The 17,593-nt window shown below is 73.3% G+C and carries 14 protein-coding genes; 5 read left to right on the top strand and 9 right to left on the bottom strand.

The genetic code is table 11. The features are described 5' to 3' along the window. Positions 1-127: 127 nt before the first annotated feature. The 8 genes from MTQ10_RS15725 to MTQ10_RS15695 all read right to left on the bottom strand — a co-directional run bounded on the left by MTQ10_RS15725 (position 128) and on the right by MTQ10_RS15695 (position 11,045). On the bottom strand, positions 128-1,840 hold the full coding sequence (locus MTQ10_RS15725; RefSeq protein WP_247468158.1) for a DUF3492 domain-containing protein: 1,713 nt from the start codon (positions 1,838-1,840) through the stop codon (positions 128-130). A 358-nt stretch (positions 1,841-2,198) separates the two neighbouring features. Then, positions 2,199-3,803 carry a dipeptide ABC transporter ATP-binding protein gene (locus MTQ10_RS15720; RefSeq protein ID WP_247468156.1) on the bottom strand — a complete coding sequence of 535 codons (1,605 nt, stop codon included), beginning with the start codon at positions 3,801-3,803 and terminating at the stop codon, positions 2,199-2,201. 257 nt (positions 3,804-4,060) lie between these two features. After that, complete coding sequence (locus MTQ10_RS15715) at positions 4,061-5,059, bottom strand: ABC transporter permease (RefSeq protein WP_247468153.1); 999 nt, start codon at positions 5,057-5,059, stop codon at positions 4,061-4,063. Then, positions 5,056-6,045 carry an ABC transporter permease gene (locus MTQ10_RS15710; protein ID WP_247468150.1) on the bottom strand — a complete coding sequence of 330 codons (990 nt, stop codon included), beginning with the start codon at positions 6,043-6,045 and terminating at the stop codon, positions 5,056-5,058. The genes MTQ10_RS15715 and MTQ10_RS15710 overlap by 4 nt, the downstream gene beginning before the upstream one ends. Positions 6,046-6,067: 22 nt before the next feature. Next, positions 6,068-7,786: an ABC transporter substrate-binding protein gene (locus MTQ10_RS15705; RefSeq protein ID WP_247468148.1), complete on the bottom strand. Its 1,719-nt coding sequence runs from the start codon at positions 7,784-7,786 to the stop codon at positions 6,068-6,070. 207 nt (positions 7,787-7,993) lie between these two features. Then, positions 7,994-8,083 carry an Ms4533A family Cys-rich leader peptide gene (locus MTQ10_RS31670; RefSeq protein ID WP_356757882.1) on the bottom strand — a complete coding sequence of 30 codons (90 nt, stop codon included), beginning with the start codon at positions 8,081-8,083 and terminating at the stop codon, positions 7,994-7,996. Between the two features lie 158 nt (positions 8,084-8,241). Then, the gene (locus tag MTQ10_RS15700) at positions 8,242-10,020 is read right to left on the bottom strand and encodes a DUF3152 domain-containing protein (protein ID WP_374117614.1); all 1,779 of its coding nucleotides are present in this window, start codon (positions 10,018-10,020) and stop codon (positions 8,242-8,244) included. Positions 10,021-10,028: 8 nt separating this feature from the next. After that, positions 10,029-11,045, bottom strand: a complete 1,017-nt coding sequence (locus MTQ10_RS15695) for an alpha/beta fold hydrolase (protein WP_247468142.1) — start codon at positions 11,043-11,045, stop codon at positions 10,029-10,031. A gap of 295 nt (positions 11,046-11,340) precedes the next feature. Between MTQ10_RS15695 and MTQ10_RS15690 the strand changes: the two genes are divergently transcribed. The 4 genes from MTQ10_RS15690 to MTQ10_RS15675 all read left to right on the top strand — a co-directional run bounded on the left by MTQ10_RS15690 (position 11,341) and on the right by MTQ10_RS15675 (position 13,370). Continuing rightward, positions 11,341-11,565: a hypothetical protein gene (locus MTQ10_RS15690; protein WP_247468139.1), complete on the top strand. Its 225-nt coding sequence runs from the start codon at positions 11,341-11,343 to the stop codon at positions 11,563-11,565. Between the two features lie 280 nt (positions 11,566-11,845). Next, positions 11,846-12,496, top strand: a complete 651-nt coding sequence (locus MTQ10_RS15685) for a TetR/AcrR family transcriptional regulator (protein ID WP_247468136.1) — start codon at positions 11,846-11,848, stop codon at positions 12,494-12,496. 151 nt (positions 12,497-12,647) lie between these two features. Then, positions 12,648-12,875, top strand: a complete 228-nt coding sequence (locus MTQ10_RS15680) for a DUF3107 domain-containing protein (RefSeq protein WP_247468118.1) — start codon at positions 12,648-12,650, stop codon at positions 12,873-12,875. A gap of 225 nt (positions 12,876-13,100) precedes the next feature. Next, positions 13,101-13,370, top strand: a complete 270-nt coding sequence (locus tag MTQ10_RS15675; RefSeq protein WP_247468115.1) for a hypothetical protein — start codon at positions 13,101-13,103, stop codon at positions 13,368-13,370. A 295-nt stretch (positions 13,371-13,665) separates the two neighbouring features. Here the strand turns inward: MTQ10_RS15675 and MTQ10_RS15670 are convergent, their stop codons facing one another. Beyond that, the gene (locus MTQ10_RS15670; RefSeq protein ID WP_247468112.1) at positions 13,666-14,415 is read right to left on the bottom strand and encodes a ferritin-like fold-containing protein; all 750 of its coding nucleotides are present in this window, start codon (positions 14,413-14,415) and stop codon (positions 13,666-13,668) included. A 522-nt stretch (positions 14,416-14,937) separates the two neighbouring features. Here MTQ10_RS15670 and MTQ10_RS15665 point away from each other — a divergent pair. Then, positions 14,938-17,418, top strand: a complete 2,481-nt coding sequence (locus MTQ10_RS15665; protein WP_308404573.1) for a DEAD/DEAH box helicase — start codon at positions 14,938-14,940, stop codon at positions 17,416-17,418. Positions 17,419-17,593: the final 175 nt, after the last annotated feature.

Here is a 17,593-nt window from a genome sequence, read left to right as displayed (position 1 = left end):
CGGCGCCGGTCCGCCGCCCCCACCCTCACCCGGAAGGTGCCCGGCGCGCGGCGGACCGGCTCCTCACTCGGCTCGGAGGGGCGCGGCGCGGCGGGGGTGGTGCCGCGGTCCAGTTCGTCGAGGCCGCTCATCGGACCGCCTCCTGGGCCGGCTCGGCGCGGACCGGTGGTCCGGGCGCCCAGGCGGGGTCGCCGGGCGGTGCCGTGGGGGCGTCGGGGCCGGCCCAGCGGCCGGGTACGTGGGCCTCGGCGGGAACACCGAACGGCAGCGGTTCGCCGGTGTCGTCGACGACGACCCGGTTGACCGGGCAGCGGGAGACCAGTTCCAGGTAAATGCCGTGAAATGCCGCGATGTTCTGCTCGACGGTGAACAGTTCCAGCGCACGCGCGCGTGCCGCGGCACCCAGGCGTGTGCGGCGCTCGGGGTCGCGCAGCAGCGTCACGCACGCCTCGGCGAGCGCCCGGGGGTTGCGCGGCGGTACGACGAGCCCGGTGCCGCCGATGACCTCGACCACGGCGCCGACGTCGGTGGAGACGGTCGCGCGGGCGCACAGCATGGCCTCGACCAGGCCGACGGGGAAGCCCTCGACGACGCTGGACAGGACGGTCACCGCGCCGCTGCCGTAGGCGTCGGCGAGGGTGGGCAGTTCGGGGCCGCCGATCTCCTCGAAGGAGACGGGGTTGTCGCCGACGGCGTGCAGCCCGTCGGCCTCGTCGGGGAACAGCTGGGCGGCGAGGGCACGGCAGTGGCCGAGGTAGGCCTCGCCCTCGGCACCCGAGGCGGCACCGACGATCCGCAGACGCGCCTTGGGCTCCTCCTTGCGGACCTCGGCGAAGGCGTGCAGCAGCGACACCAGGTCCTTGGCCGGTTCCACGCGGCCCACCCACACCAGCGTGTCGGGGTCGCCGCAGTCGGATGACTCGCCGACCTCCGCGAAGCGGGCGGCGTCCATGCCGGGGTAGACGGTGCGGATCTTGGCGCGGTCGGCTCCGCACCGTTCCTGCCAGCGGCGGGCGTGGGCGTTGCCGGGGGTGACGCAGGCGGCGCCGCGGTACACCTCGGCGGCGAGCCTGCTCTGGAAGGCGGCGAGCAGGGCGCGCACGGCGGGGGCGGCCGTCGCGGCGCCGGTGGTCAGGTAGTGGGTGCGCAGCCGTACGCCGTACTCGGTGACGACGAGGGGTACGCCGAAGAAGTGGCCGGCGAGCAGCCCGGGGAGGGCCGCGGTGCCGCCGGATGCGGCATGGCACACGTCGACGGCGCCGAGTCCGTCCTCCTCGTACCAGTCGAGGCAGAGGGGGCGCAGGGCGCGTTCGAGGTGGGTGGCGACGGTGAGCAGATCCGGTACGCGGGCCTCGCGCGCCGCGCGGAGGGCGCCCGGGGCGCGGCAGGCGCGTTCCAGGGCGTGCACCGCACCCTCGGAGCGGAGTGCGCCGCCCAGTCCGCCCTCGTCCCTGGCGAGTTCGGCGAGGCCGTACAGCGCGGTGCTGAAACGGTCCGCCTCGGTGGTGTGCGCCTCGTCCGCGCCGTCCGCGTCCCGTACGCCCTCGGTGCCCGCGCACAGGGCGCGCGCGAGTTCGCCGTAGTGCTCGGTGAACCGCCGGCGTGCGCGGCGGCCGAGTGCCGGCGCGTCGCACTCCCCCGACCACAGCGGGGCGGTCCGCACCCTGCTGACGTTGGGCGGCAGCGGCACCCAGCCCTCGTCCTCCTGCTGCTCGCTGCGGCTGAGCGCGTAGAGGTCGAACTCGTGCTGCCCGAGCCCGCGCACGAGCCGGTCGCACCACAGCGTCGCGTCACCGCTCACATACGGATAGCCACCCTCCGTAAGCAGTCCGATGCGCACCAGTGCACCCCCGATCTCCCGTATGGGGAGCCGCCGTTGGTCCGGCGGCTCGCAGCGGGACGAACGTATGCGGACATGGTGGTGGCGCGACGGACGGTTGTCCGTCGCGCCACCAGAAGGGGTGAACGGCCGTAACTTTCCCGTGCGGGTCGCGTTCGGTCGCGCTAAGAGATCACGGGGCCGAGAAACGTCACTTCACACGCGTGTGCCGTCGTGGGGCGCCTCGGACGGCGGTACGGCGGCCCGTCAGCCGGGGCCGTCCCCCGTCCGGCGCAATGCCCCTCACCCGGCCTCGCTGTGCCCGGCGCTCCGGCCGCCGACCCCACCGGACCCGACGGAGCCGCCTGTGCGACGCCCGTCACGCGGCCGTCAGGGCACGGCGGGCCGCGCGGCGTTCGGCGGCGGTGTGCGGGTCGAGCGACGGTACGGCGGCCAGGAGCTGCCGGGTGTACGGGTCGCGGGGCGATTCGTACACCTGGTCGGCGGGGCCCTCCTCGACGATCCGTCCGCGCCGCATGACGGCGACCCGGTCGCTGACCTGCCGGACCACGGCGAGGTCGTGCGCGACGAAGACGAGCGCGAGGCCGAGTTCGCGTTGCAGTTCGCCGAGCAGGGCGACGACCTGCGCCTGCGTGGTGACGTCGAGTGCCGAGACGGGCTCGTCGCAGACGATGACGCGCGGGTCGGCCGCGAGCGCCCGCGCGATGCCGACGCGCTGGCGCTGGCCGCCGCTGAACTCGTGCGGGTAGCGGTCGTGGTGGGCCGCGTCGAGCCCGACGCGCTCCAGCAGTTCCGTCACGCGCACGTGGACGGCCTTGTCGTCCTTCTCGCCCCGGGCGCGCAGCGGGTCGGCGATGGCCTCGCCCACGCTGCGGCGGGGGTTGAGGGAGGAGACGGGATCCTGGAACACCATCTGGACGGCCGGGTCCACTCCGCGGTGCGCGCGTCCTTCGAGGAGGATCTCGCCGGCGGTGGGTCGCAGCAGTCCGACGAGCATCCGGCCGAGGGTGGTCTTGCCGCTGCCGCTCTCGCCGACGATGCCGAGCGTCTCACCGCGCCGTACGGTCACGGAGACGTCGTCCACGGCCGTGACGGCCTGTTTCCCGCGCCCGAACTCGCGGCGCAGTCCACGCGCCTCCAGCACGACGTCCCGCCTCCCGGTGCCCTCCGTCCCGCCGGCGGGGGCCGCGGGGTGGGCGGCGTCCACGCGCGGGACGGCGCTCAGCAGCCGCCGCGTGTACGGTTCGCGCGGTGCGCTCAGCACCCGGGTGACCGGGCCTTCTTCGACGATGCGCCCGCCGCGCACGACGAGCACGTCGTCCACGCTCTCGGCGGCGACGCCGACGTCGTGGGTGACCAGCAGCAGGCCCATGCCGGTCTCCGCGCGCAGGGTGTGCAGCAGGTCCAGGATCTGGGCCTGCACGGTCACGTCGAGGGCGGTGGTCGGCTCGTCGGCGATCAGCAGTTCGGGTCCGCAGGCGAGGGCCATGGCGATCAGGGCCCGCTGGCGCATGCCGCCGCTGAACTCGTGCGGCCGGGACCGGGAACGCCGTACCGCGTCGGGGATGCCCACGCGGTCCAGCACCTCCACGGCACGCGCGCGTGCGGCGCGCCGGGACACGCGCGCGTGGACGCGGTACACCTCGGCGATCTGGTCGCCGACGGCGTAGTACGGGTCGAGGGACGACAGCGGGTCCTGGAAGACCATGGCGGCCTTGGCGCCGCGCAGCCGCCGCAGTTCCTCCTCCGAGGCGCGCTGTACGTCCACGCCGGCCACCCGGACCGTGCCCGTCACCCGCGCCCCGGTGCCCCGGTGCAGGCCGAGCAGGGTGGAGGCGGCGGTGGACTTGCCGGAGCCGGACTCTCCGACGAGGGCGAGAGCGGCGCCGGGGGCGAGCCGGAACGACACGTCGTCCACGGCCCGCACGTCGCCGAACTCGACGCCGAGCCCGGCGACTTCCACGAGGCTCCCGGGGTTGGCGAGGTCCCCTGAATCCCTGTCGGCCGCACCGGCCTCCCGGCGCGGGCGCACTCCTCCGGTCACAACAGCACTCTCCACGTCGGAAGCCGTCTCCACCTCGGCAGCTGTCTCCGCCCCGGCGGCTCTCTCCGTCCCGGGAACTCGCCGCGCTCCAGGAACAGCGTCCGGCCCGGGAACTCCGTCCGTCCCGGAAACCCTCTCTGCCCCGGGCACTCCGCCCGTCCCGCGAACACTCCCGGTCATACGAGCACCACCCGTCGGTCGGCCACCGCGTACAGGACGTCCGCGACGGCGTTGGCGAGGACCACGAAGAACCCGATGACCAGCACCATGCCGACGACGACGGGCAGGTCGACCACCCGAACGGCGTGGACGAGTTCCTGGCCGATGCCGGGCAGCCCGAACAGCGTCTCGGTGAGGACCGCGCCGCCGACGGCGGAGCCGACGTTGTTGGCGTTGAGGGCGATCACCGGGGCGAGGGCGCCGCGCAGGGCGTGCCGTCCGATGACGGCACGCTCGGAGACGCCGTACGCGCGGAAGGTGCGGATGTGGTCCTCGGCAAGCGTCTCCAGCATCGCGGCGCGGGTCAGCCGGGCGAAGGCGGCGGCCTCGATGAGGGCCAGCGACAGCCAGGGCAGGAGCAGGTTCCACGCCCACTGCTCGGGGTCGTCGGTGAAGGCGACGTACTGCGGGAACGGCAGCAGTTCCAGCTCCCCGCAGACGACGATCATCAGGACGAGGCCGATGACGAAGACGGGGGTGGCCGTTCCGGCGAGGGTGATCGCGGTCAGGACGCGCTCGGAGAGCCGGCCGCGCCGCCACGCGGAGAGCACACCGGTGCCGACGCCGAGGATCAGCCACAGCACCATGGCGCCGAGCACCAGGGAGAGACTGACGGGCAGTTTGGTGAGGATCAGGTCGGTGACCTGCTGGTCGCTCTGGTACGACAGCCCGAGGCAGGGCGCCGGGCAGTGGGCGACGGAGGTGCCGGTCGAGTAGTCCTGGCCGGCGACGAGGCCCTGGAGGAAGTGCCAGTAGCGGACGTACAGGGGGTCGTCGAGGTGGAGTTGCCCGGCGACCTGGCGGACCTGTTCGGGCGAGCAGCGCGGGCCGCAGGTGATCTGGGCGACGTCGCCCGGGGTGACGTAGAAGACGACGTAGACGATCACCGAGACGGCGAGCAGGGTGACGACGGTGGCGAGGAGACGGCGGGTGACGAACCCGGCGAAGCCGCTCATGCGGAGCCTCCCTCGCGTGTGGTGCCGACGCGCAGGCGGGAGGCCGCGCGCGGGTCGAGGGCGGTGCGGACGCCGTCGCCGAGGACGGTCATGGCGAGCACGGTGACGAAGAGGGCGCCGGCGGGCAGCAGCAGGTACTGCGGGGCCGCCTGGTACCAGACGTTCGCGGCGGTGAGCATCTGCCCCCAGGACGGGGTGGGCGGTTTCACGCCGACGCCGAGGAACGACAGGGCAGCCTCGGCGGAGATGTTCATGGGGACGAGCAGGGCCGCGTAGGTGAGGACGGGGGCGGCGAGGCCGGGCAGCAGTTCGCGCCGGGCGATGTGCCACGTGTTCCAGCCGCTGAGCCGGGCCGCGGAGACATGGTCGAGGTTCTTCAGGGCGAGGGTCTGGGCGCGGGAGATCTTCGCGATGTTGCCCCACCCGATGAGCCCGAGGACGAGCGTGACCAGCAGGGGGCGGGGGAAGCCCGACGGGACGACAGCGAGCAGGGCCAACGCCATGATCATCAGGGGCAGGGCGACGATGATGTCCGTCAATCTGCTCAACACTTGATCAACCCATCGGTTGCCGAGCGCCGCGGCGACGCCCATCAGCACGCCGAGGGACGTCTGCAGCAGGGTCGCGGTCAGGGCGACGCCGAGGGAGACGCGGGCACCGTACACGAGGCGGGCGAACAGGTCCCGGCCGGTCTGCGGCTCCAGGCCCAGCCAGTGGTCGCCGCTGATGCCGCCGAGCGGTCCGACGGGCACGCCGCCGCGCGCGGAGTCGACCAGGGTGGGGTGGTAGGTGGTGGGGTCCTGGCCCTCCAGGGCGGTGAGCAGCGGCGCGGCGAGCGCGACCAGGACGAGCAGCGCGACGACGACGGCCGCGACGAGGGCGGCGCGCTGCTCGCGCAGCCGCCGCCAGAACCGGCGTGCCCCCGGCACCGCCGGGACGGTGGGGTCCGTCCCGGCGGTGCCGGAGGCCGTGAGGGTCTCGCTCATGATTGCTTGACCGGACCCTCGACTACTTGACCGCGACCTGCGACACGTCGAGGACGCCCGTCCAGTCGCTGATCACGATGTTCTTCACGTCCTTGCCGTACAGACGCTTGTAGACCGGGTGGAACAGCGGCACGACGAGGGCCTTCTCGCCGATCTTCTGGTCCAGCGCGCCCCAGCGCTTCGCGGCCGCGTCAAGATCGGTCAACTTGTTGATCGCGTCAATCTCGGCATTGACCGTCTTGTCGTTGAGCTGGGCGCTGTTGAAGTTCGCGCCGTCCTTGACGATCTGCCGGCCGTCGAAGATCGGAGCGAGGAAGGGACCGCCGGAGGGCCAGTCGGCACCCCAGTGGGCGAGGAAGAGGCCCGGCTCGGACTTCACGTCGTGGATGGTGTCGCTGTACTGGTTGTCCTCCAGCCCCCTCAGCCGGACGGTGATGCCGGCCTTCTTCAGCGCGTCCTGGATCGCGGTGGCTATCTCGGGGCTGGTCTCGAAGTCCTTGTTGTTGGAGTGGGTCAGGGTGATGGTGAGCCCGTTGCCGTGTCCGGCCTCCTTCAGCAGCTGCCGCGCCTTGGCCGGGTCGCCGCTCTCACCGGCGGGGTAGGGGTCGTACGGGGTGTAGCCGAAGGACTTCTGGTTCGGCAGGAAGGTGGTGGCGGGCTCGGCGAGGGCGCTGCCGCCGGCCGCGTTGACGACGGAGGACCGGTCGATGGCGTAGGCGATCGCCTGCCGTACGCGGATGTCGTCGAACGGCTTCACCTTCGGGTTGAACGCCAGGTAGTCGGTGTAGCCGAAGTGGCCGGTGCCGACGCGTGCGGCGAGTTCCTTGTCGCCGGTGACCTTGGCGAGTTCGGCCGGGCCGAGGTTGGTGTCGGTGGTGACGGCGGCGGCGTCGGTGCCCTGGGAGGCGGACAGCCGCTGGTTGATGACGGCGGGGTCGAGGCCGGAGCGCACGTCGATCCGGTCGGGGTAGGCCTTGCGTTCGGCGTCCGTCGACGCGGACCAGTGCGGGTTGCGCTCCAGGACGAGGTGCTCGCCGTCGTTCTCGTTGGAGACGACCTTGTACGGGCCGGAGGAGACCGGGTGCTCCTCGTACTTGGTGCCGGTGTCCTTGCTCTTCGGGACCGGCGCGAACTGCGTCTGCGTGGCGAGATAGGGGAACTCGCCCTCCGGCTTGTTCAGATGGAAGACGATGGTCCGCTCGTCGGGCGTCTCGATCGCGTCGAGGCCGTTCTTGTCCTTGTACGGCCCCTGGTAGTCGGCGGCGCCGACGAGCCAGTCCCGCAGGTAGGGCGCACCGCCGGACAGCTCGGGGGCGAAGGAGCGCTCGATGCCGTACTTGATGTCGGCCGAGGTGATCGGGGTGCCGTCCTCGTACTTCAGCCCTTCCTTGAGGGTGTACGTCCAGACGGTGGCGTCCTTGTTCGGGCGCCCGGTGTCGGTGGCGAGGTCCGGCACGACCTGGGCGCCGGCTTCGCCGTTCTCGCGGTTGCGGGTGGTGAGGGTGCGGAAGACGAGGGAGGGGATGTTGCCGCCGCCGGAGGTGTAGAGACGGGCGGGGTCGAAGTCCTGCTGCGGCGAGGAGTTGAGGACGGTGAGGGTACCGCCCTTGTGCGGCGCGGAGTCGGCGCCGCCGCCCTCGGCATCGTTGTCCTCCGGGCCGCAGGCGGCGGCGCCCGCGGCCAGGACCAGGCTGACGGATGCCGCGGCCACGCGGCGCGCGATGACGGACGGATGACGCATGGGAAGGACGACCTCTCGGTTGGAAGCATCCGTTTCTCGGATCGCGAGACGGACGGACGCATGGTGAGACTTGTGTGGGCGGACGTCTGCCCCGGCGCATGGTCGTCGGAAAGGGCCGTGACCGGGGTCACGGCGAACTCGTCTCAGGACGGGGGCTCGTGGAGCCTCACGGAGAGGAGGAAAGCGACGCGCGCCGCGGGGCGGGCGTCAGCAACAGTGGATGTCGGCCACGCAGAGCGCGGTCACGCCGATGAGCGCCAGTTCGATGGCGGCGCGGGTGGTGACGTGACGGGACATGCGCAGCAATATGGTCGACTTTTCCGTGCATGTCAAAACCATCGAGAAGCCCCTGAGTGGCTCCGGGCCGGCCCGTACGAGCCGGGGAGACGGAGATCACACGGCTCCGGGCAGGTCCGGGGCCCGGCTCCGGAACCGCACCCGGAGCTGTCATGCCGTCACTTCTCGGGGTAGGGCCAGGCGTTGGGCAGGCAGTGGATCCCGTCGTGGTCGAGGAACTTCGTCTGCTGCTGCATGACGGGCGCCGGCTCGCCGTTCCTGTCGCAGGTGACATGACCGTGGCCGAGCCGGTGACCGACCTCATGGTTGATCAGCATCTGCCGGTACGCGTAGATCCGGTCGCCGAAGGTCGGGGAACCCTGAGCCCACCGGTAGGCGTTGATCATGACGCGCTCGGTCGAGGCGGAGTCGCAGGAGACGTTGTCCTCGGTGGTGTCCAGGCCGGACTTGGCGCACCACACGGCGGTCGTGCCGGGGCTGGCGAGCGTGATGACGAAGTCGGGGTCGCCCGAGTCGACGCGCTCGAAGGTGAGCTTGCCGCCGTGCGCCCAGCTGCGTTCGTCGTTGAGGGTCTTCTGCACGGCCTCCGCGAACAGCGCGCCGTCGAGGCCGAGGCCCTGCTCGACGTCGACACGGTAGGTGTACTTCTGCCCCTTGCCGGGCGCCTTGTCCGTGCCCGGCACGGTCGTGAAGCGGCCGGAACCCTTCAGGTCGGCGCTCAGCGGGTACGTACGGGCCATCTTCTGGTCGTACGTCAGCGTCACCGGCCGGCCGGGGGTCGCGGACGGGCTGGGCCGGCTGTCGTCACGGGAGGCGGTGTCGCGAGCGTCCCGCGCCTGGTCGGTGGCGGCGGAGGAGCGCGCGGCCTCGTCCTGGGCGCCGGAGACCTGCCCGGCGACGACAACCGCGAGCACAGTGGTGACCGCGGCGGCGGCGATGCCGGTGAAGGTACGGCCCTTGCCGCCCCGGGCGGGGGCGGGCTCGCCGGTCGGCGGCGCGTCGTCCGCGTCGGGATCGCGAGGGCCGGCGGGGCCCGCGGGACCGGCGGGGAAGGCGCTCCGACCGGTGTCGTACGGCTCCCTGCCGGGGGCGGACTGCCGGGTGCGCGGCGGAGCGAAGACGTCATCGGCGGCGTCGGCCTCGAAGGCGTCGAGGTACTCCTGGCGCGGGCCCTGGCTCTGCGGATGGAACGCCTCCGGCGGCGCCTGCCGCTGCCGGGGCAGTCCGGGCCCGCGCGCGGGACGGGTACCGGCGGCGCCTGCGCCCTCCGGCCTCAGCTCGCCCCAGCCGCCGCCGTTCTCGTACTGCTCGGGATGCCCGCCGCGCACCTGGGGGCCACCGGGCGCCGACGGCCCGCCCGGCACACGCGGGACCCCGCGCGCGGGTGTCCCGTCGGGCAGCCTGGGCACACCGTGCGCCGGGGTGCCGTCGGGGAACCGGGGCACACCCTGCGCGGGCGCCCCCTCGGGGAAACCCCCACCGGGAACCCGAGGCACACCGCGCGCCGGCGTCCCCTCGGGGAACCGCGGCACACCCTGCGCCGGCGTCCCGTCGGGGAACCGCGGCACACCCTGCGCCGGCGCCCCCTCAGAAAAGCCCCGCCCCTGTGCGCGGGGCGCGTCCTGCGCCGGGGCTCCTCCGGGGAAGCCCCCGGAAGCCCGCGGCACGCCGTGCGCCGGCGTGCCGTCGGTGAAGTGGTGCTGTGGCTGCCACTGGCCGGTGGCGTGACCCGGTGCGCCGTACCCGTACGGGCCGGGCGCCCCGCCGGTGGCCGCTCCGGGGGTGCGGGCCGGCGGTACGGGCGCCCCGCGACGCGTACCGGTCCCGGGCGCCGTCGGCTCGGTGGGCGGCGGGGATGCCGGCGTCCGGGCCGCCCCCGCGTCACTGCCTCCCGGCGCGCTCTTCGGAGCGGGCCCACGCCTGCTGTGGCGTCCCACGTCGTGTCTCAGCTCCCCTGGGTCACGGACTCGGCGGCCCCGGACACGCCTTCCACGCGGTCCGCGCCGGAGGCGGTGGTGTCCGCCAGCAGCTCCCGGAAGGCCGTGGCGACCGTCTCCGGGTACTCCATCATCGCGACGTGCCCGGCATCCGGCAGGGCCAGCAGCCGGCTGTCCCGGAAGGCGCGGGCGGCCCGCCCGGCCATACGGAAGCCGACGAGCTTGTCCCGGCCGCCGTAGACGAGCAGCGTCGGGGCGAGCACGCGCTCTGCCTGTCGCCACAGACCGTGCTGCCCGCCGAGAGTGTAGGCGTTCACGACTCCGCGCGCGGAACGCACCATCGCGTCCCAGAAATACGGCAGTTGCATCCGCCGCTCGAGTTCTTCCACCGCGTACCTGAACGCTTCCGGCGTGATCCGGGACGGGTCGCCGTAACAGAGCGCCATGGAGCCGCGGACGCGCTGCTCGGGCGTCCACTGCCTGGTGAGCCGGGCGAACAGGGCTGCCACACCGGGCACGCCGAGCAGCCCTGTGGGCACGGCGGTGCGCTGGATGCGCAGCTCCGGCAGGGCGGGCGAGACGAGGGTGAGGGTGCGCACCAGATCGGGCCGGAGCGCGGCCACGCGCGTGCACACGGCGCCGCCGAGGGAGTTGCCGAAGAGGTGCACGGGGGCGCGTCCGGAGGCGTCCAGGTAGCGGATCACGGCACGCGCGTGCCCGGTGATCGAGTAGTCGCCGTCGTCCGGAGGCGGGGAGTCGCCGAAGCCGGGCAGGTCGAGCGCCTCGCTGTCGACGGCGTCGTCCAGCTCGGCCATGAGGGAGGACCAGTTCTGGGAGGAACCGGCGAGTCCGTGCACGTACAGCGCGGGCGGGAGTCCCTCGCGTGCGGGGCGCCTGGACCGTACGGTCAGGGTGAGGCCCGGCAGTCCGACCGAGGTGAGCCGTTCGCCCTCCGCGACCCGAACGGGTGCCGCCTTCGGCGCGAGATCGGTGGGCGGCACGGACGGCAGCTCGGTCGAAGACATGCGGCAATGTTACGAGACGATCACGCACTGGTTCATGTGTTCGCCGTCACACGCGTGGGCGGAGGCGGCACCGAGGGCGCACGAAGGTTCGACTCGTGGGCGCGCGGAGGTTCGCAAGGCACCCGAACAGGGGACTCGGCACGGATCCGGGAACCCTCCCGGCGGCCGGATCGTCGCCCCTCCAGGGACGCCGTCGTACGGCATGGCGTCGGTATCGGGTGTCTCCTACGCTCATTGAAAGGGCACCCGCGTGTGACCCCTGCTTCAGGGACGTTCGTAGGAAGGGAGCCCACCCATGGCCGTTGACCCCACCGACCCGGAGACCTTCGAGGAGCTGGAGGACCGCGAGCGCCCCGAGGTCGACGTCGAGGCTCCGGAGAACGACGCCGCGGAGCAGCTGGCGGACGTCGCGCCGGACCGCGACGATCCGCTCGACCGCGTGGACCCGGCGCAGGCGAACGAGGCGGACCTGGTCGAACAGGCGCGCGTGGTCTCGCTCGACGAGGACGACTATCGCTAGCACCCGCGGCCCGCGATCTCCGTCGCCGCTGCCAGGATTGCCCGGCCGGCCCGGCCACGGCGCGGTGGTGCCGACGGTCGCCGGTGAAGGGCCGGTGAAGGACTGCTGAGCAGGAAAGAGGCTTTCGTTTGCCCGCTTGGCCCCGTTTTCAAACACTTCACGCGACTTTCGTCACCGTCCGGTCCGTGAAATTCTGCGCTCGCACCGCGCGCAGCCGGGTTACCCAAAAGTACGATGGCGGCGCGGCGCACACCGCATGTGGACGACTTTGGGAGGCGGCGTGACAGCCATCGAGCAGACAGAGGCGGCACGCCCGCGAGGTACGCGCCTGCCGCGCCGTGCCCGCCGGAACCAGCTGCTGGGCGCCGCCCAGGAAGTCTTCGTGGCGCAGGGCTACCACGCCGCCGCGATGGACGACATCGCCGAGCGCGCCGGCGTCAGCAAGCCGGTGCTCTACCAGCACTTCCCGGGCAAGCTCGACCTCTACCTCGCTCTGCTGGACCAGCACTGCGAGGCTCTGATCCAGTCCGTGCGCAACGCGCTCGCGTCGACGACCGACAACAAGCAGCGTGTCCGCGCGACCATGGACGCCTACTTCGCGTACGTGGAGGACGACGGCGGCGCGTTCCGTCTGGTGTTCGAGTCGGATCTGACGAACGAGCCCGCGGTGCGCGAGCGCGTCGACAAGGTCACCAACGAGTGCGCCGAGGCGATCTGCGACGTCATCGCCGAGGACACCGGGCTCTCCCGCGCCGAGTCGATGCTGCTGGCGTCCGGCCTGGGCGGTCTGGCGCAGGTGGTGGCGCGTTCCTGGCTGCACAGCGACCGCAGTGTCCCCCGCGACCAGGCGGTGCAGCTGCTGGCGTCGCTGGCCTGGCGCGGCATCGCGGGCTTCCCGCTGCACGGGAACGAGCAGCAGCAGTCCCACTGAGCGCCGCCGGGGCGGGCGGGGTGTTCTGTTCCCGTCCGCTGTTCGCTCCTGGCGTGCTGGCGCGGAGCGTGCACGTCCCCTCACCGGGCTAATGTGTGCTGGGTACGGCGCGGAAGGTCGCGCACTCACTGACCGTCGGAGGGACATAGCCGTGGAGGTCAAGATCGGCGTGCAGCACGCGCCCCGCGAGATCGTTCTGGAGAGCGGTCAGACCGCCGAGGAGGTCGAGCGGGCGGTGTCCGAGGCGCTGGCCGGCAAGTCGGCACTGCTGAGCCTCGTGGACGAACACGGCCGCAAGGTCCTGGTCCCGGCCGACCGCCTGGCGTACGTGGAGCTCGGCGAGCCGGCCCCGCGGAAGGTGGGCTTCGGCGCGCTGTGATCGGGCACCCGCGCCTGTGAGGGCGCGGACCGACGCGGACGGACGACGAAGGGCCCGGTGGTGTCACCCAGGGGCGACACCACCGGGCCCTTCTGTGTGGTTCCTTCACGGACGGCGCACGAGTCGTCCACAGCCGAGGATTGCATTCCGCAGGTCAGGGGTATGACGGGCTACGACCGGGGTGCCGCGTCGGCGTCCCGTCCGGCCGTGTGGGAGGGACCCGACATGATCTTGGAAGCGCTCGGCTCCGCTGTGCTCGGTCTCCTCCTCGCCTGGGCGGCCCTGCACCGGCTGGCGCACCGGCTGCCCACCCGGCCCCTGGTGTTCACGACCGGCGCCGCGGGCGCCCTCTTCGGCGCGTTCGTCACCCACAGCGCACTCGGCACCGGCGTCCCGTTCCTGAGCCTGGCCGGCGCGGCGGTCGTCTCCGCCGCGTCCCTGTCCCTGCTGCTGCGCCCCTCGGGAAGACTCCGCCGCCGCTCGGCGACGGCGTGATCCCGAGCGGACCCGGCGAGCACCCATCCGACGACTCCGGTACGCCACCGCCCGAGCCGCCTTCCGCGACCCCTGCGGCACGGGACGACCCCGCACGCCCCACGAGACCGGACGACCGTCCCGGCGGGGACGGACCCTCCCCGACGGGACGCACACCCGCCTACCGGCAGAGCCCGCAAGCCGCCGGGCCCGAGCCCGTCCGACCGCCTGCCCCTGCCCCGGAGCCGGACACCCCCGCCCGGGGGCCGGACGCGGAGCGGGCCCCGGGCGGGTGAGGGAGCGCGCTCCGGCGCTGTCAGGCGGCGAGCCCGAGGGCCGCCATGCGCTTGGTGTGGGCCTCGGTGATGCGGGAGAACATCTTGCCGACCTCGGCCAGGTCGAAGCCGTCGGCGACCCCGCCGACCAGCATCGTCGACAGGGCGTCCCGGTCGGCGACCACGCGCTGCGACTGCGACAGGGCCTCACCCATCAGCCGCCGCGCCCACAGCGCGAGCCGGCCACCGACACGCGGGTCGGCGTCGATCGCGGCGCGCACCCGGTCCACGGCGAAACCGGCGTGACCGGTGTCGTCGAGCACGGCCAGCACCAGCGAACGGGTGTCGGAGTCCAGGCGGGCGGCGACCTCACGGTAGAAGTCGCTGGCGATCGAGTCACCGACGTACGCCTTGACCAGGCCCTCCAGCCAGTCCGAGGGCGCCGTCTGCTTGTGGAAACCGTCCAGCGCGGCCACGAACGGCTCCATCGCCGGCGTCGGGTCCTCGCCGATCTCCGTGAGCCGGTTCCGCAGCCGCTCGAAGTGGTGGAACTCGGCCGACGCCATCTTCGCCAGCTCGGCCTTGTCCTCCAGCGTCGGCGCCAGCTTGGCGTCCTCGGCGAGCCGCTCGAACGCCGCCAGCTCGCCGTACGCGAGCGCGCCGAGCAGGTCCACGACCGCCGCCCGGTAGTGCGGATCGGCGGAGGCGGTGGCCCAGTCCTGGGCGGCCACCCCGGTGGCGCCGGCGGGGGTCGCGTCGGGGTCGTTGTCAGGCTTGTCAGACGTCGTCATGCAGCGCACAATAGCCCGCCCGCCGCACTGGGGAACCCCTGGTCAAGGTGTGTGACCGCGACAGTGCGACGACACACCCGGACGACGTGACGACCACAACGTGACCGAATCGGCCATCGCATGTGCGGCGATCCGGGGTATGGTGGTAATGCGCCTGCCGAGTATTCGACGGGGCGCACGTATGAGGATGCCCGGTCGGTGGCCCGATCGGCTCCGACCCGACAGCCCTCCCCGACCGTACGACATGCTCGTACGGCCCCCGGAGGGGGGACACCCTCAGCGGTACGAGCGCTAGAGCGTCGGAAGAGGTCCCGTGTCATACGGCTTGCCCCCGTGGTTCGCCCGTAAGGCAGCCGACGTCCCCGGCACGGTCCGTCCAAGACCCCCGCGCTCGCCTCGCACCGCGCACACAGAAGAGGCTGAAGCACCCTGACTACGACGTTCCGAGATCTCGGGATCCTGCCCGAGACCGCCGAGGCCCTCGAAGCCGTCGGCATCACGAATCCCTTCCCCATCCAGGAGATGACCCTCCCCGTCGCCCTCTCCGGCACGGACGTCATCGGCCAGGCCAAGACCGGCACCGGCAAGACCCTCGGTTTCGGTCTTCCGCTCCTGGAGCGCGTGACGGTCCCCGCCGACGTGGAGGCGGGCCGCGCCACCGCCGACGACCTCACCGACGCGCCGCAGGCGCTGGTCGTCGTCCCCACCCGCGAACTGTGCACGCAGGTCACCAACGACCTCCTCACCGCGGGCAAGGTCCGCAATGTGCGCGTGGTCGCGATCTACGGCGGCCGGGCCTACGAGCCCCAGGTCGAGGCCCTGAAGAAGGGCGTCGACGTGGTCGTCGGCACCCCGGGCCGGCTCCTGGACCTCGCGGGCCAGAAGAAGCTGAACCTGAAGCACATCAAGTCCCTCGTCCTCGACGAGGCCGACGAGATGCTCGACCTGGGCTTCCTGCCCGACGTCGAGAAGATCATCGATCTGCTGCCGGCCAAGCGGCAGACCATGCTGTTCTCGGCGACCATGCCGGGCGCGGTCATCGGTCTCGCCCGCCGCTACATGAACAAGCCCACGCACATCCGTGCCACCGCGCCGGACGACGAGGGCGTGACGGTCGCGAACATCAAGCAGTTCGTCTACCGCGCGCACAACATGGACAAGCCGGAGATGGTCGCCCGCATCCTCCAGGCCGAGGGCCGCGGACTGGCGATGATCTTCGCGCGGACGAAGCGTACGGCCGCGGATGTCGCCGAGCAGCTCCAGCGCCGCGGGTTCGCCGCCGGCGCGGTCCACGGCGACCTCGGCCAGGGCGCCCGCGAGCAGGCGCTGCGCGCCTTCCGCAACGGCAAGGTGGACGTCCTCGTCTGCACCGACGTCGCCGCGCGCGGAATCGACGTCGAGGGCGTCACGCACGTCATCAACTACCAGTCCCCGGAGGACGAGAAGACGTACCTGCACCGTGTCGGCCGCACCGGCCGCGCGGGCGCCAAGGGTACGGCGATCACCCTCGTCGACTGGGACGACATCCCGCGCTGGCAGCTGATCAACAAGGCGCTGGAGCTGGACTTCCACGAGCCGGTCGAGACGTACTCCAGCTCCCCGCACCTCTTCACCGACCTCGGCATCCCCGAGGGCACCAAGGGCACCCTGCCGCGCTCGGAGCGCACGCGGGCCGGCCTGGACGCCGAGGAGCTGGAGGACCTGGGCGAGCCCGGCGGACGCGGGGCGCGCGGCGGTCGTGGCCGCGGTGGCCGTCCCGAGCCGCGCCGCGAGGAGCGCGAGCGCACCCGTACGCCGCGCCGTCGCCGCCGTACCCGCGGCGGGGCCCCGGTCGACGCGGCGCCGGCCGGCGAGACGCCGACGGCCGAGCAGACGCCCGCTGCCGAGTCCGACGCGGCCCCGCGCACGCTGCGCCGCCGTCGCCGTACCCGCGGCGGGGCGTCCGTCACCGCACCGCAGGCCGCCGAGGCGGCCGTGACGCCGGTGGCGGAGGCCGGCCCGGCGCGGACCGGGACCACCGCTGCCGTCGTCGAGGCGGAGCCCGTGGCCGACGCGGTCGTCGTCTCCGAGGGCTCCGCCCTGGACGCCGACGCGACGCAGGAGGCCCCGGCCAGGCCGCGCCGCCGCCGCACCCGCAAGTCGGCGGAGGCCGCCGAGGCCACGCAGGCCGAGACCGCCGCCGCGCAGGCCGAGGCCCCGGCCGAGGCTCCCGCCGCCGCGCCGCGCCGCCGTACGCGCAAGGCGACGGCTGCGACGGAGACGCCCGCCGCCGAGGCGGCCGTGGCCACGGCCGAGGGCACCGCGGAGGCCGCCGAGGCGGAGGCGAAGCCGAAGACGCGCCGCACCCGCAAGACGGCCGCCACGGCCGAGGCGGCGGAGACGGCCGTGGACACCGCCGAGGCGACCGAGGCCAAGCCGAAGACCCGCCGCATCCGCAAGACCGCGGCAGCCACCGAGGCAGCCGAAGCGACCGTGGACACCGCCGAAGCGACCGAGGCCAAGCCGAAGACCCGCCGCACCCGCAAGACCGCGGCGACCACCGAGGCAGCCGAAGCGACCGTGGACACCGCCGAAGCGACCGAGGCCGAGCCGAAGACCCGCCGCACCCGCAAGACCGCTGCGGCGACCGCCGAGACGGCCCCGGCAGCCGAGGCAGCGGCCGACACCGCCGAGACGAAGCCGAAGACCCGCCGCACCCGCAAGACCGCGGCGACCACCGAGGCAGCCGAGGCAGCCGTGGACACCGCCGAAGCGACCGAGGCCAAGCCGAAGACCCGCCGCACCCGCAAGACCACCTCTGCCGAGCCGGCCACTGCCGGTATCCCGGCGCAGGCCACGCAGGAGCCGGCGGAGGCGAAGCCGAAGACACGCCGCACCCGCAAGACGGCCGCCACGGCCGAGGCGGCGGAGACGGCCGACGGCACGGCGGAGGCCACCGAGGCCAAGCCGAAGACGCGCCGCACCCGCAAGGTCGCGGCGGCGGCGGAGGCCACGGAGGCCTGATCCGCCCCGGCGCACGGATCGCCCGACGGCCCGGTTCCCCTCAGGGAGCCGGGCCTTCGGCGTTCCCCTGCCGTCGATGCCCCCCGACCGTCACCGTCCCCGGCTCGCCATCACCCGACCGTCACCGTCCCCGGCCGGCCGTCACCGCCCGCCCGCCCCGTGTCCCGCCGGCCAC

Origin of the sequence: Streptomyces sp. XM83C, assembly GCF_023072675.1 — a bacterium.
Classification (GTDB): Bacteria; Actinomycetota; Actinomycetes; order Streptomycetales; family Streptomycetaceae; genus Streptomyces; species Streptomyces thermocoprophilus.
The sequence above is the reverse complement of the archived record's forward strand: the minus strand, read 5'-3'. Positions and strand labels throughout refer to the sequence as shown.

Coding starts and splice junctions, on each gene's coding strand:
- MTQ10_RS31670 (WP_356757882.1), bottom strand. CDS start 8,083: ATGTCCCGTCACGTCACCACCCGCGCCGCCATCGAACTGGCGCTCATC.
- MTQ10_RS15695 (WP_247468142.1), bottom strand. CDS start 11,045: ATGTCTTCGACCGAGCTGCCGTCCGTGCCGCCCACCGATCTCGCGCCG.
- MTQ10_RS15710 (WP_247468150.1), bottom strand. CDS start 6,045: ATGAGCGAGACCCTCACGGCCTCCGGCACCGCCGGGACGGACCCCACC.
- MTQ10_RS15665 (WP_308404573.1), top strand. CDS start 14,938: ATGACCCTCCCCGTCGCCCTCTCCGGCACGGACGTCATCGGCCAGGCC.
- MTQ10_RS15670 (WP_247468112.1), bottom strand. CDS start 14,415: ATGACGACGTCTGACAAGCCTGACAACGACCCCGACGCGACCCCCGCC.
- MTQ10_RS15705 (WP_247468148.1), bottom strand. CDS start 7,786: ATGCGTCATCCGTCCGTCATCGCGCGCCGCGTGGCCGCGGCATCCGTC.
- MTQ10_RS15675 (WP_247468115.1), top strand. CDS start 13,101: ATGATCTTGGAAGCGCTCGGCTCCGCTGTGCTCGGTCTCCTCCTCGCC.
- MTQ10_RS15690 (WP_247468139.1), top strand. CDS start 11,341: ATGGCCGTTGACCCCACCGACCCGGAGACCTTCGAGGAGCTGGAGGAC.
- MTQ10_RS15715 (WP_247468153.1), bottom strand. CDS start 5,059: ATGAGCGGCTTCGCCGGGTTCGTCACCCGCCGTCTCCTCGCCACCGTC.